This window comes from Flavobacterium pectinovorum, assembly GCF_006438875.1.
GTDB classification, from domain to species: domain Bacteria; phylum Bacteroidota; class Bacteroidia; order Flavobacteriales; family Flavobacteriaceae; genus Flavobacterium; species Flavobacterium pectinovorum_A.
Genome location: NZ_RCZH01000005.1, coordinates 147,042 through 160,884, shown reverse-complemented (window position 1 = coordinate 160,884; position 13,843 = coordinate 147,042). Strand labels below are relative to the sequence as shown.

General features: G+C 33.8%; 13 protein-coding genes. 7 read left to right on the top strand and 6 right to left on the bottom strand.

Annotated elements, in window-relative coordinates; translation table 11 throughout:
• Positions 1–90 precede the first annotated feature (90 nt).
• Complete coding sequence (locus EAH81_RS08905) at positions 91–417, bottom strand: hypothetical protein (protein ID WP_140506042.1); 327 nt, start codon at positions 415–417, stop codon at positions 91–93.
• A 25-nt stretch (positions 418–442) separates the two neighbouring features.
• On the bottom strand, positions 443–1,309 hold the full coding sequence (locus tag EAH81_RS08900) for a hydroxymethylglutaryl-CoA lyase (RefSeq protein WP_140506039.1): 867 nt from the start codon (positions 1,307–1,309) through the stop codon (positions 443–445).
• Positions 1,310–1,524: 215 nt separating this feature from the next.
• Between EAH81_RS08900 and EAH81_RS08895 the strand changes: the two genes are divergently transcribed.
• Both EAH81_RS08895 and EAH81_RS08890 read left to right on the top strand, forming a co-directional pair.
• Positions 1,525–2,139, top strand: a complete 615-nt coding sequence (locus EAH81_RS08895) for a SatD family protein (protein ID WP_140506037.1) — start codon at positions 1,525–1,527, stop codon at positions 2,137–2,139.
• Complete coding sequence (locus EAH81_RS08890; RefSeq protein ID WP_140506035.1) at positions 2,136–2,852, top strand: DUF3307 domain-containing protein; 717 nt, start codon at positions 2,136–2,138, stop codon at positions 2,850–2,852. Before EAH81_RS08895 ends, EAH81_RS08890 begins: the two co-directional genes overlap by 4 nt.
• On the opposite strand, the gene EAH81_RS08885 is transcribed toward EAH81_RS08890, so the two are convergent.
• Positions 2,832–3,872 (bottom strand): quinone-dependent dihydroorotate dehydrogenase, encoded by a 1,041-nt coding sequence (locus EAH81_RS08885; RefSeq protein ID WP_140506032.1) that lies wholly within the window; start codon positions 3,870–3,872, stop codon positions 2,832–2,834. The genes EAH81_RS08890 and EAH81_RS08885 overlap by 21 nt on opposite strands.
• A gap of 561 nt (positions 3,873–4,433) precedes the next feature.
• Between EAH81_RS08885 and EAH81_RS08880 the strand changes: the two genes are divergently transcribed.
• The 5 genes from EAH81_RS08880 (at position 4,434) to EAH81_RS08860 (ending at position 10,223) form a co-directional block, all read left to right on the top strand.
• Positions 4,434–5,657: an OprO/OprP family phosphate-selective porin gene (locus EAH81_RS08880; RefSeq protein WP_140506030.1), complete on the top strand. Its 1,224-nt coding sequence runs from the start codon at positions 4,434–4,436 to the stop codon at positions 5,655–5,657.
• Positions 5,658–5,820: 163 nt separating this feature from the next.
• Positions 5,821–6,819, top strand: a complete 999-nt coding sequence (locus tag EAH81_RS08875; RefSeq protein WP_140506028.1) for a DUF6515 family protein — start codon at positions 5,821–5,823, stop codon at positions 6,817–6,819.
• A 101-nt stretch (positions 6,820–6,920) separates the two neighbouring features.
• Positions 6,921–8,054: a formylglycine-generating enzyme family protein gene (locus tag EAH81_RS08870; protein ID WP_140506026.1), complete on the top strand. Its 1,134-nt coding sequence runs from the start codon at positions 6,921–6,923 to the stop codon at positions 8,052–8,054.
• A gap of 301 nt (positions 8,055–8,355) precedes the next feature.
• Positions 8,356–9,633, top strand: a complete 1,278-nt coding sequence (gene pepT / locus EAH81_RS08865) for a peptidase T (RefSeq protein ID WP_140506024.1) — start codon at positions 8,356–8,358, stop codon at positions 9,631–9,633.
• Positions 9,634–9,635: 2 nt separating this feature from the next.
• Positions 9,636–10,223, top strand: coding sequence for a YdeI/OmpD-associated family protein (locus EAH81_RS08860; RefSeq protein ID WP_140506022.1), 588 nt, complete (start codon positions 9,636–9,638; stop codon positions 10,221–10,223).
• A gap of 555 nt (positions 10,224–10,778) precedes the next feature.
• Here the strand turns inward: EAH81_RS08860 and yajC are convergent.
• From yajC to EAH81_RS08845, 3 genes are all read right to left on the bottom strand, one after another.
• On the bottom strand, positions 10,779–11,054 hold the full coding sequence (gene yajC, locus EAH81_RS08855; protein ID WP_140506020.1) for a preprotein translocase subunit YajC: 276 nt from the start codon (positions 11,052–11,054) through the stop codon (positions 10,779–10,781).
• Between the two features lie 158 nt (positions 11,055–11,212).
• The gene (gene nusB / locus EAH81_RS08850; RefSeq protein ID WP_140506018.1) at positions 11,213–12,124 is read right to left on the bottom strand and encodes a transcription antitermination factor NusB; all 912 of its coding nucleotides are present in this window, start codon (positions 12,122–12,124) and stop codon (positions 11,213–11,215) included.
• Between the two features lie 503 nt (positions 12,125–12,627).
• Positions 12,628–13,737, bottom strand: coding sequence for a Glu/Leu/Phe/Val family dehydrogenase (locus tag EAH81_RS08845; protein WP_140506016.1), 1,110 nt, complete (start codon positions 13,735–13,737; stop codon positions 12,628–12,630).
• Positions 13,738–13,843: the final 106 nt, after the last annotated feature.

The following is a 13,843-nucleotide window of genomic DNA, read 5'->3' as shown; positions in this document are numbered from 1 at the left end:
TGAACAACACTATTTTGTGATTACTTATTGTATGTTTTTTACTATAAGTAAATATAGTTTTTTATTGTGTAACAAGCTAATACATTATTATCAAATATCAGTTTTCGAAATTATACTTGTGTTTAATACTTTCTCAAGATCATCAATATCTAATAAATCCTGAATCGTCTTTTCTATACAATCTCTAGTTAGTTCTTTTACAAATAAATCGGGCGGAATTAGATATAAACCATTAAGATTATTTCCACACTTTTGATCTAATTCAACGATTTTTTTAAAAACATCATAAGTCCAAACATTTATTCCATACTCTCTTCCATCTTTCATTTGAATATGAATATTACAAGCCTCATTAGTCACATCCCAATTGCCTGGATCAACTTCTTCAAATTCTAACCAAAGTTCAAAATCTTTCATTAAACTAGGATTTTAAATTAATTTTCTAATGAAACTTCCCAAACAATTTTGATGCTTCATTATAAGCACTTTCAAAACTTAGAGAATTTAAACCTGTTACTTTTTTATTGGCTGTAAAATAAGAAATCAATTTTTCTGTAGGCATATTTCCAGTCAGTTTATCAGTTGCCATTGGGCATCCGCCAAATCCCTGAATAGCGCCATCAAAACGTGTACAACCTGCATTTGATGCTGCTTCTACTTTCTCAAACCAACTGGTTGGAGTGGTATGCAAATGCGCTCCAAACTCGATTTGCGGGTATTTTGGAATTAAATTAGAAAAAAGGTACGTGATGACTTCCGGTGTAGAACTGCCAACGGTGTCTGAGAGCGATAATATTTTCACACCCATTCCTGCCAATTTTTCAGTCCATTCGCCAACGATTTCAACATTCCACGGATCTCCGTAAGGATTCCCGAAACCCATTGAAAGATAGGTTACGACTTCTTTGTTTTTTTTATCAGCGATTTCAAGAATTTCTTCGAGTGTAACCAATGATTCTGCAATTGTTTTATGCGTATTTCTCATCTGAAAGTTTTCAGATATAGAAAAAGGAAATCCTAAATATTGAATAGGTTCATGCTCTGCCGCCAATTGTGCGCCTTGCGTATTAGCAATTATTGCCAGCAATTTGCTGGTGGTTTGCGAAAGATCAAGCTGTGCCAAAACCTCAGCCGTATCCTGCATTTGCGGAATGGCTTTGGGAGATACAAAACTCCCAAAATCAATGGTATCAAACCCTACACGAAGCAAGGCCTGTATATAGGTAACCTTATTTTTTGTGGGAATAAAAGTTTTGATACCTTGCATAGCATCACGTGGACATTCGATAATTTTGATTTCTTTGTTCAAAGCTTATTCTTTTGTAAGGGCTAAGTTAGTTTCTTTTTTAAAGAAATAAAAGTTATAATTTTCTTTTAATTATTCTATTACTAAAAATGGTAATACTTTATATTATTACACAATTAAGTAATAATTACAAATATTACCAAAAAAAGTAATACTAAAATATATTACGTATATTTGTAATATTAAGTTTATATATTTTTAATTATATTTGAATTGTTATGACTAGTGTAATTACAGGTGACATAATTGACTCGAGAAAACAAAAATCCAAAGATTGGGTTGAAGGCTTGAAGAACATTTTAGCTCCGTTTGGAGCAACGCCAAGTCAATGGGAAGTTTATAGAGGTGACGAATTTCAAGTTGAAATTAAAAATCCCGAAGATGCTTTATGGTCTGCCATACTAATAAAAGCACATTTGAGAGCTATAAAACTTGATGCGAGAATGAGTATTGGTTTTGGAGATAAAACTCATGATGCCGAAAAAATATCGGAGAGTAATGGATCTGCTTTTATAAACTCAGGAGAACTTTTTGAAACTTTAAAGAAACAAAAAGTAACTCTTGCCATGCGAACTGACGATGTTGATATTGATGAAAAATTGAATTTAATGATACAATTGGCGTTGACTTTTATGGACAACTGGCTTGCACAATCGGCAGAATTTGTTGCTGTTGCCATAGAAAACCCAACTTTATCACAAGAAGAATTAGGACAAAAATTAGGTATCAATCAAGCTGCTGTAAGCCGACGACAAAAAAGGGCTCAATTTGATTTGGTACAAAATTTAGATCGTTATTTTAGAAAACAAATAAAACAACTTACCGCCCCATGATTTTATTTATAAAACTACTTTTAGCGCATTTACTTGGAGATTTTATCTGGCAGCCCAATTCCTGGGTCGCTGACAAAGAAGCTAAAAAACACAAAAGTATTTACTTGTATCTTCATATTCTCCTTCACGGAGTTTTAGCAGCAATTTTGGTTGGAGAAATTCAGTTTATACCTTACACCATTTTAATTGCCGTAACTCATGGAATTATTGATTTAGTCAAACTGAATTTTCAGAAAGAAAACACCAAACGCACTTGGTTTATAGTTGACCAAATTATGCACGTTTTAGTTTTAGTTGGCGTTGTGTTTCTGTATAAAGGTGAAACGATAAACTTTTTATGGTTCAATAATCAATTTTGGATTTTGATTACCGGAGTTTTATTCATCACAAAACCAACTTCTATTATCATTAAAACGATTATTTCGATCTGGAATCCCGAAACTCAAAACAGTCACGACGACAATTCTCTTGCCAAAGCAGGAAACTACATTGGCGTATTAGAACGTCTGTTTGTATTCTGTTTTATCCTCACGGGACATTTTGAAGCTATCGGATTTTTATTGGCAGCCAAATCTATTTTCAGGTTTGGAGATTTAAAAGAAGCCAAAGACCGAAAACTTACCGAATATGTTTTAATTGGTACGTTACTTAGTTTTGGAACTGCTATTGCAACGGCATTAATCGTACAGGTTTTACTGCTTCAATTGTTTTAAAACTTTTTTATTAATCGCTTTTATTAATGCCGGACCTTCATAAATAAATCCGGTATATAATTGTACAAGACTTGCTCCTGCATTTAATTTTTCGATGGCATCATCTGCAGAATGTATTCCTCCTACTCCAATTATTGGGAATGCTTTATTACTTTTTTCCGAAAGGAAACGAATCACTTCTGTCGAACGTTTTGTTAATGGTTTTCCTGACAATCCTCCCATTTCAGATTGATTTTCAGATTGCAACCCGTCTCTTGAAATAGTAGTATTTGTTGCAATTACGCCCGCAATCTGAGTCGTTTTTACAATATCAATAATATCCAGTAATTGCTCATCAGTAAGATCCGGAGCAATTTTTAAAAGTATTGGTTTTATTTTCTGAGTACTTGTTTTTTGCTTTTCTACATTTCTGTTTTGTAAGGTCTGCAATAAAGCTGTCAAAGGTTCTTTGTCTTGCAATGCCCTTAAATTTGGCGTATTTGGCGAACTTACATTCACAACAAAATAATCTACATGATCAAACAAAGCATCAAAGCAAATGACATAATCATCAACAGCATTTTCGTTTGGCGTTACTTTATTTTTTCCAATGTTTCCGCCAATCAAAACTCCTGAATTCTTTTTCAAACGTTCTACGGCTTCAAGAACACCTCCGTTATTAAAACCCATTCGGTTAATAATTGCCTGATCTTCTTTTAAACGGAATAAACGTTTTTTAGGATTTCCTTCCTGACCTACCGGCGTTACGGTTCCTATTTCTATAAATCCAAAACCAAAATCAGAAAGCTCTTTATATAGTTTTGCATCTTTATCAAATCCTGCTGCAAGACCTACCGGATTTTTGAATTTAATTCCGAAAACTTCACGCTCTAAACGACTGTCTTTTACTTCGTAAATCGATTTGATTATTGACGAAACTCCCGGTATTTTTGAAATGAATTTAACAAATGAAAAAGTAAAATAATGTACTTCTTCTGGATCAAACCAAAAAAGTATCGGACGAATTATCAATTTATACATAAGAGTGTTGTTGTTTTTTCGGATGCAAATTTAATTATAATACTTGAAAGTGAATCATTTTTATAAAAAACAAATCATAACAGTTTTTAAATCGACGTCTGCAAATCCAAGAGTCTTATAAAGTACTAAATATAAAACGATTATAAAATCAAGCACTTTAATCCTTACAAACTGTGAAAGATTTACTGATGTAACATCATAAGCAAAAAATTAATTTTTAACGTTGCAAATTATAAAATGAAACAACGTCAGGGCTTTCAAGAAGCTTTTTAAATCATTTAATACTTATTTTTGAATTATTTGATATTAAGAAAATTCTTGTTTTAAAATATCGAGAATTGTTTGGTTTTAAATCAATAACAAAATGCCATACCGAAATAGTTATTTTTCAAAATTCCTTTCTTTTAGGTGATGAGCAGGAAGTTTTTGGAACTTTTAGTATGATTTTAAATGGAATGCTTATGATAGTTGAGGAATCGGACTAGTAATTGCAAAAACTTTGGCAAAAAACAACCAAACTTGCCGAAAAAACAAAGCCTTATTTACAATCAAATCAATACTATGTACAGTATAAAAAAAATCATAAAACCCTTTAAACAATACTTGTCTGTATTTTTATTTTTCATTATTGCTCTATCCGGAAAAGCGCAGCAAATAAAGGATACAACCAAATTGATTAATGTAAGTTATGGTGATAAAGGAATTGAATTAAGAACAAAAGACAATAAATTTCTTTTCCAATTGCAAAGCCGTTTACAATTTAGGTTTTCTACTCCAAACGATCAGGATCCATTGACATACGATGATTACAGCCAAGCCAAAGAAACCACTTTCAAAATTAATCGTGCCAGATTAAAAGTAGGTGGTCATGCTTTTGAACCTTGGTTAAAATATTATTGGGAATATGAATTGAGCCAGTCTAATCTTTTAGATTTTAGGCTTATGGTCGAAAAATGGGAATGGCTAAGTTTTAAAGCAGGTCAATGGAAGGTTGAGTTTTCGCGAGAACGTTTTATCAGTTCCGGCGAGCAGCAAACGGTAGACAGATCCTTAATCAATAGGCCTTTTACCGCAGATCGACAAATGGGAGTTGAAGTATATGGGCATCTTAAAGGCAAAGGAATTGCCGATTTTAATTATTGGGCTGCCGCACTAACCGGAACAGGACGAGGAAATACTACAAATGATGATAATAATCTAATGTATTTTGGTCGGGCACAATGGAATTTCTTAGGACGATTTCTGGATTTTGAAGGCAGTGATATAAATTTTCACGAAAAACCAACGCCTATTATTGCCTTTTCGGCACTTACAAACCGCAGTCCATATACCCGATTTTCTCAATCTGGCGGTGGATCATTAGAAGGATATGAAAATGGGGCTCCGGGACAATATCGCGTAAATCAATGGAATTTGGAAAGCGCCTTTATGTACCGCGGCTTTTCATGGCAAAGCGAATGGCATACTAAAGAAATTACAGACAAATTAAATGATGATAAGACAACAACCTTAAAAGGATATTACGTTCAGGCTGGATATTTTTTTCATAATGCTTTTGAATGGTGGCCCCAACATTTGGAAATGGCAGGAAGACATGCAGCATACAGACCTGATAATTCGATTAGGCAAAATTTGCAAAACGAAACGACGGTTGCTTTTAACTGGTTTTTTAAAGGACACAAAAACAAACTCACCTCTGAATTTAGTTATTTTAGTTTTCAGGACAAAAGCTTACCTCTGGAAGCCGGATGGCGTTTTAGAATACAATGGGATATCTCGCTATAAATAATAAAAAACCTTAAAAAAACAGCAAATTACAAATTGAGGTATTGTATTTGTATGAAAATTAAAACTGCAGTATTCTGATATTTTTGAAGTTAAATGTTTTTAACTTTTAGTAATATTCTTATTTTTTTTTAATAATTTTAATGAACATAAAATCCTGAAAATGAAAAGTATAAAAAAGACTCTTAGAAAAACAGCACTTATGTGCCTGATGGGATCATTTTTTTTAATTTCACTTGATAGTATTGCGCAACGTCATGGCGGCGGTGGCGGTGGGCACAGAGGTGGCGGAGGAGGTCAGGCAAGACCTGCTGCAAGCAGACCTGCAAATCAAGCAAGACCTGCAAACAGACCTTCTTCAGGTTCCGGAATTAAAAAACCAACAACTGCCAACAGACCCGGAACAAATGGCTCTGGGACTAATAAAGTTAACAGAACATCGACCGGATCAAACGCAAAAGTTGGAAATAGAACAACAAATAATAGAAATTCAAACACAGTAAACAGAAATAACACTGGCAATAAAAACACCAATATTAGTGGCAATACTGTCAACAGAAATAAAAATAACGTAAACATCAATGTAAACAATAGTATACATGTTCAAAACAACCATAACACCGTTGTAAGACCAGGCGCAAGACCTTATGTTCGTCCGCCTTATGTATATGGAGGTTACAGATACAATAGTTATCATCCTTATTATCCACGTCCTTATCATCCCTATTATTGGGGACCGGTTTGGCATCCATGGGGATTCGTTGTAGCTACTCTGGCAGTAACTGCAATTGTAGTAAGTGTAGAAAGTTCTCAATATCATTATGATCAGGGAGTTTGGTACACCCCGTCAAGCGGAGGTTATACGGCTGTACCGGCACCTGTAGGCGGAACTGTAAATAATATTCCGAGTGGCGCAGAAACTGTAAATACCGGAACCGTCAACAACTATTATTACGGAGGAACCTATTATGAAAAAGACGGCAGCACATATAAGGTAGTTGCTCCAACCGCAGGAACACTCGTAGACAACTTACCCGAAGGTGGTGAAGAAGTTACAATAGGAGACGCTAAATATGTAAAATTTGGAGAAACTTATTATCAACCAGTTCAAGTAGACGGCAAAAACAAATATGAAGTCGTTGATGTTGAGAAAGATAAATAAAAACTACAGTAACCTTATCAAATAAATAGAGTTTGATAAGGTTATTTTTTTTAACTTTATCCTTATTATTAATAACTACCATCCGATTAAAAATAACCATAATGAAAAATAAAACGTACTGGATTTTTGCAATACTTACAATCTCCATTATTTCAATTGCTTACGGCTACACAAAACTTATTTTTCCAAAACAAAAGTTGGCAGCAATGGATTGTGCCGAAACCCCAAATGCTTCTGAAAGTTCTTTGTTTAAACCAACCATAGAAAACAAAAATAAACCCGCTGCAAATAAAACACCAAAAGGAATGGTTTGGATTCCCGGTGGAGAATTCTCAATGGGAAGCAATGTAGAAGACGAAAGTTTATGCAGTATAAAAGGCGTTACAAAAGATGCAGCACCAATACATAGAGTTTATGTAGATGGTTATTATATGGATCAAACCGAAGTGACAAACGAACAATTTGAAGCTTTCGTAAAAGCCACAGGTTATGTAACCTTAGCCGAAAAAAAACCAACTCATGAGGAATATCCTGATGCTCCCTTAGAAAACCTAATTGCAGGATCGGCAGTATTTACCCCGACTCCAAGCACGGTAAATTTAAATAATTACATGCAATGGTGGAGTTATGTTCAAGGAGCAGACTGGAGACATCCGGAAGGAGCCGGAAGCTCTATAAAAGGGAGAGAAAAGTATCCCGTCGTACAAGTTTCTTATGATGACGCCGCTGCTTATGCAAAATGGGCAGGAAAAAGATTACCTACAGAAGCAGAATGGGAATTTGCAGCACGTGGCGGAAAATCAGGTCAGTTATATGCTTGGGGAAATACATTAAAACCTAAAGGAAAATTTCAGGCTAATATCTATCAGGGACACTTTCCTATAGAAAAAGGAGATACTGGCGAAGATGGCTATATTGGTATTGCTCCAACGGCTCAATTTGAACCAAATCCTTATGGTCTTTATGATATTGGAGGAAATGTTTGGGAATGGACAAATGATTGGTATACTGCCGATTATTATTCCGTAATAAGCGAAAGTGGTCAAGTTGTTAAAAACCCGCAAGGACCAGATACTTCTTATGATCCCGGAGAACCAAATTTACCTAAAAAAGTACAGCGCGGAGGATCATTTTTATGTACTGATCAATACTGCACACGCTATATGGTAGGAACCAGAGGAAAAGGAGATTATAAATCACCAGCCAATCATATTGGTTTTAGATGCGTTCAATAGTTTTTTTTGCCACAAATTGCACGAATTAGCACAAATCAACTTAAATATAAAATCCAATTTCACGAATTATGATTCGTGAAATTGGATTTTTTTTTGAGCTATATAAACATATTCCATTAGTGAAAATTCGTGAATTCTTGGCTACTTTCCCCTACTAAATAAATTCAAATTTCCAGACATACAAAAACATATTTCATTAGTGAAAATTCGTGAAATTCGTGACAACCTTTTTTCCAGCTTATACTATCTAAAGCTTTAAAACGCCTAAATATTTGTTTATATTTGCCTAAAAATAAAACAAATGCAACATATTATAGATCGCTTTATCAGTTATATAACAATTGATACTGAATCAGACCCAAATTCACAAACTACACCAAGTACAGAAAAACAATGGAATCTTGCCAATAAATTAGTCGAAGAACTAAAAACAATTGGCTTAGAAGATGTTACTATAGACGACAAAGCCTATATCATGGCAACTTTGCCAAGCAATGTAGACCACGAAGTACCTGTAATAGGTTTTGTATCGCATTTTGATACTTCTCCTGATTTTAGCGGAGCAAATGTAAAACCTCAAATCATTACCAATTATGACGGAAAAGACATTGTTTTAAATGCAGAGAAAAATATTGTTTTATCTCCAAACTATTTCAAAGATTTACTGCAATATAAAGGTCAGACAATCATCACAACTGACGGAACCACCCTATTGGGAGCTGATGATAAAGCCGGAATTACCGAAATTGTTTCAGCAATGGAATATTTAATTCAGCATCCTGAAATCAAACACGGAAAAATTAGAATTGGTTTTACACCTGACGAAGAAATTGGTCGTGGTGCACATCATTTTGATGTAGAAAAATTTGGCGCGCAATGGGCTTACACAATGGACGGAAGTCAGATTGGTGAATTAGAATATGAAAACTTTAATGCAGCCGGAGCCAAAATTACTTTCAAAGGAAAAAGCGTTCATCCTGGTTATGCCAAAGGAAAAATGATCAACTCAATGTTGATTGCAAATGACTTCATCAACGAATTACCTAAAGGAGAAACTCCACAGGAAACTAAAGGTTACGAAGGTTTTTTCCACGTTCATCACTTAACCGGAAGTATTGAAGAAACAGTTTTGGAATTAATTATCCGTGATCATAATAAAATCAAATTTGAAAAAAGAAAAGATTTAATTGGGAAAATTGCCAAGAAAATCAACAAAAAATTCGCCAAGCAATTTGGGGAAGATATTGTAACTGCTGTGGTAAAAGATCAGTATTACAATATGAAAGAAAAAGTACTTCCCGTAAAACATATTGTCGACATTGCCGAAAAAGCAATGAGAGAATTAGACATAAAACCGATCATAAAACCTATTCGTGGCGGAACCGATGGTTCTCAATTATCCTTTATGGGATTGCCTTGCCCGAATATCTTTGCCGGCGGTCATAACTTTCACGGAAAATACGAATATGTTCCTGCAGAAAGCATCCAAAAAGCAACTGATGTTATTGTGAAAATTGCCGAATTGACTGCAATTCAAGGCATTTTTGACGCACCTGAAAAACCTAAAGGAAAGAGATAAAAATGGAACCTGATTCTGATAAAAAACACGTTTGGGACAAAATCAATAATTGGGAAGAAGAACTCCTTTTCCTCAAATCAATTATTGACAAAACTGAACTGGTTGAAACCATAAAATGGGGCGGTCCAATTTATGTTTACAACAAAAGAAATGTTATCGGAATTGGCGGTTTTAAAAATTATTTTGCAATTTGGTTTCTGAACGGAGTATTCTTAAAAGATGAAAAAAAGAGGTTAATCAACGCTCAGGAAGACAAAACAAAATCTTTACGTCAATGGAGATTTATTTCAAAAAGCGAAGTAAATGAGAAAGAGGTTTTAGAATACATCGCAGAAGCTATAGAAAACGAAAAACAAGGTAAAGTCATAAAACCTTCTAAAAAAGAAACAATTGTTTCTGAACTTCTTCAAAAAGAAATGGATCAGAGTCCAGCTTTAGCAGAAGCTTTTCAAAAATTCAGTCCTTACAAACAATATGAGTTTCTGGAATATGTTGAAACCGCAAAACAAGAGAAAACAAAGCTTTCCAGAATTGAGAAAGTGATTCCGATGATATTAGGGAATATTGGGTTGAATGATAAATACAGGTAAGATTTAGGAAATTCCAATTTTTTTAAATTGCCAAATTCCAATTAGTTTGTCACTCTGAGCGAAGCCGAAGAGCATGTCACTCTGAGCGAAGTCGAAGAACCAATTACAACATACTTAACCTTTGTCAAAGTTTTAAAAACTTTGACAAAGGTTTTTTTTACGCATTTTTTGTCCTTGCGAGGAACGAAGCAATCTCACTAGCAATTGACACATAGTAGCCTCAAAGCATGTCATCCTGAGGAACTAAGGATCTCCACATGAAACTCCGTACAGTTAAACTCCAATCTTTGGCGAGCTACTAACGAAGATCCTTCGTTCCTCAAGATGACAAGATTGTGGTTACTAATTGCAAGAAAAAAAATCCGTATAAATCCGTGTCTTCGCAAGGCGAATCCGCGTTATCCGCGTTCTTTCTTTGACGATTTACTTTGTGTCAATTGCAAATGAGATTGCTTCGTTCCTCGCAAGGACATACGTTGCGCTAATTATAAAAACAAAAAAAATCCCAAACTCCTTTTGGAATTTGGGATTTTAAATATTGAAATTTAAAAAAAATTAAGCTTTTTTATTCAAAGAAGCACTTAGCTCTAAAGAAATCGCAGAACGCTCTAATTTTAATTTTCCAGACATTGTTTCGATTACAACTGTTGTTTCAGCAAGTTCAACAATTTTACCGTGAAAACCACTTTTAGTTATAATTTTATCTCCAACTTTTAAGCCAGTTTCAAATTCTTTTTCATTTTTTGCTTTTTTCTGATTTGGTCTAATGATAAAAAGGTAAAATATCACAGCCATTAAGCCTAATTGAATATATAAAGTATAATTTCCCATAATTTTAATTTAGTTGTTTTTTATTAATATATTTTTTTCTGTACTCACGAAATTTCGAGACGCTCAGATTGATATTGTTATTTTTAATTTAGTTCTTCGACTTCACTAAATGTGATAACGTTGGAATTTGGAATTTAAAAATTGAAATTTAACCAATTTTACATCAAACCACGTCCCACTTTAATCATCTTTTTATTAGCAGTAAGCTCTTTAACAAGATTATCTAAAATTCCGTTGATAAAAATACTACTTTTTGGTGTAGAATACTCTTTTGCAATTTCTAAATATTCGTTAAGAGTTACTTTTACTGGAATTGAAGGGAATTTCAAGAATTCACAGATTGCCATTTTCAAGATAATTGTATCAATCTCAGCGATTCTTTCGCTATCCCAATTTGGTGTTTTATCATCATATTCTTTTGCCAGAATAGCTTCGTTCAAAACTGTTCTTCTGAACAAATCTTTTGCAAAATCTTTATCCTCAACATCTTTATACAATTTTGGCACTCTAAAGTCGTCAGGATCTTGTGTTTTGATCGCTTTCAATTGTTTTACAATATGTGTATTCACAACCGGAATATCATCAACCCAAGTTAATTTATCATCCTCTAAATACTCATATAATTTTTCGTTAGGAACAATTACATCAGCAAACAAATCAATTACGAATTGTCTGTCTTCTTCAAAAGTATTAACTGTAGTGCTCATGTATTTAGAATACAATTCGCTTGCTTTAATATCATTTAAAAGCAAAATGATATAATCATCATTCAAAGACCAGTTGTTGATTTTACGATTCTCCAAAGCAATGCTAAGTGAATTACTTTCGGCAAGAAGTTGAAAAATTTTGTTGTTGATGAACTTTTCGTTCGGTTTACGTTCTGCAGCAGTTGCAAGATGTTTTTTGCTTGAAAGATGTAAAAAAACAGATTCTTTTTTGCAAATTTCAATCAATGAAGAAAGCATTATAAGATATAAGTCCTGAATATTATCTATGCTGTAAAAAAGAAACTTCTCTTCTTTTTCCATATTATCAGAACCGCTCTGATGCATTGCATAAATGGATTGCATTACTTTAACGCGTATGTGTCTTCTGTTTACCACCTTGTAAGAACATTTAAAAATTAGTCTGCAAAAATAAGAATTTAACAGGTGATAATAAAATTTAAATGAATAAAAAACCTCTCAAAAAGCAATTAATTTATGATATTCATAGAAAGTCTCAGTTTTCAGTCCCAGTTTTCACTTGGCAAGACTTTGAAATCTTTAACAAAAAACATTTTGTTTTTCAGTGCAGAAAATTTTCAATCTGAAGTTTTTTTTTACCGCAAAGTTCACAAAGTTTTTTTAATTAAGCAGTTTTGTAAAAACACAAAGTTCACAAAGCTGAGTGTTGAACCAGCTTTGCGAACTTTCTGGTTTCTAACCGCAATAATGAATAAAAATCTTAGCAAACTTTGCGGTAAAAAATCAGTTACAATATCACGTTACCTATAAAAAAGTCCCAGTATTCAGTCTCAGTTTACATTGCAAACTGAGACTGAATACTGGGACTGTAAAGTGTAAACTAATAATTATTTCTTAGCAGCGTTTTCAATTCTTCTTAAATCAATACGATTTTGAGCAATTGTAAGAGCTGCTTTGTGCGTAGTCATTCCGTTTTTAACAGCATAATCGATAATTTCTAAAGTAGTATTATAGATATTTTCTGTTTTACTCATGATTTCAGCTTTACCATAATGCTCTAATTCAGCATAAACATTGATGATTCCACCAGCGTTGATCAGGAAATCCGGAGCGTATAAAATACCTCTTTCCTGTAATCTTTGGCCGTGAACATTTTCATCTGCTAATTGATTGTTGGCAGCACCGGCAATAACTTTAGCTTTAATTTTATTTACGGTATCATTATTAATTGTCGCTCCCATTGCACATGGCGCATAAATATCAACATCGGCAGCGTATAAATCTTCTCCTGTAAATATTGTTGCGTTGTATTTTTGAGCTACTTCGTATAATTTTTCTTCGTTGATATCAGCAATTGTAACGATCGCTCCTTCTTTAGTCAAATACTCAACCAAAGCTTCACCAACGTGACCAATTCCCTGAACCAAAACTTTTTTACCGTCTAAAACATCAGTACCAAACTGACTTTTTGCAGCCGCTTTCATCCCTAAATAAACACCGTAAGCTGTTATAGGAGAAGGATTTCCTGAACCACCTCTTTCTTCAGAAATACCCGTAACATAAGGAGTTACGTCTCTAACTGTGTCCATGTCTTTTGTTTCCATTCCAACATCTTCTGCAGTGATATATCTACCTCCTAAAGAGTGAACAAACTCACCAAACTTACGCATTAATTCAGGTGTTTTTTGCGTTTTAGCATCACCAATAATTACTGCTTTACCTCCACCGATATTTAATCCGGTAATGGCAGATTTATATGTCATACCTCTTGAAAGACGCAAAACATCGTTTAATGCTTCCCATTCCGTATTATAATTCCACATTCTGGTTCCTCCTAAAGCTGGTCCCATAACCGAATTATGAATACCAATAATTGCTTTTAAACCTGTATCTTTGTCGTTGCAAAAAACAATTTGTTCGTGATCGTCAAAAGACAATTGACCAAAAACAGGATCCATTTTTTGAAGTTCCTTTCCAGTTGCGAAAGTTGCATCCATAGTAATAGTATTTATTAGTTATAAATTATGAATTTGTCAAAAAGACATCTCAAACATAATTAAAAAATACACATGTGCTAATTTTTTATCTTTAAAATAACAATAT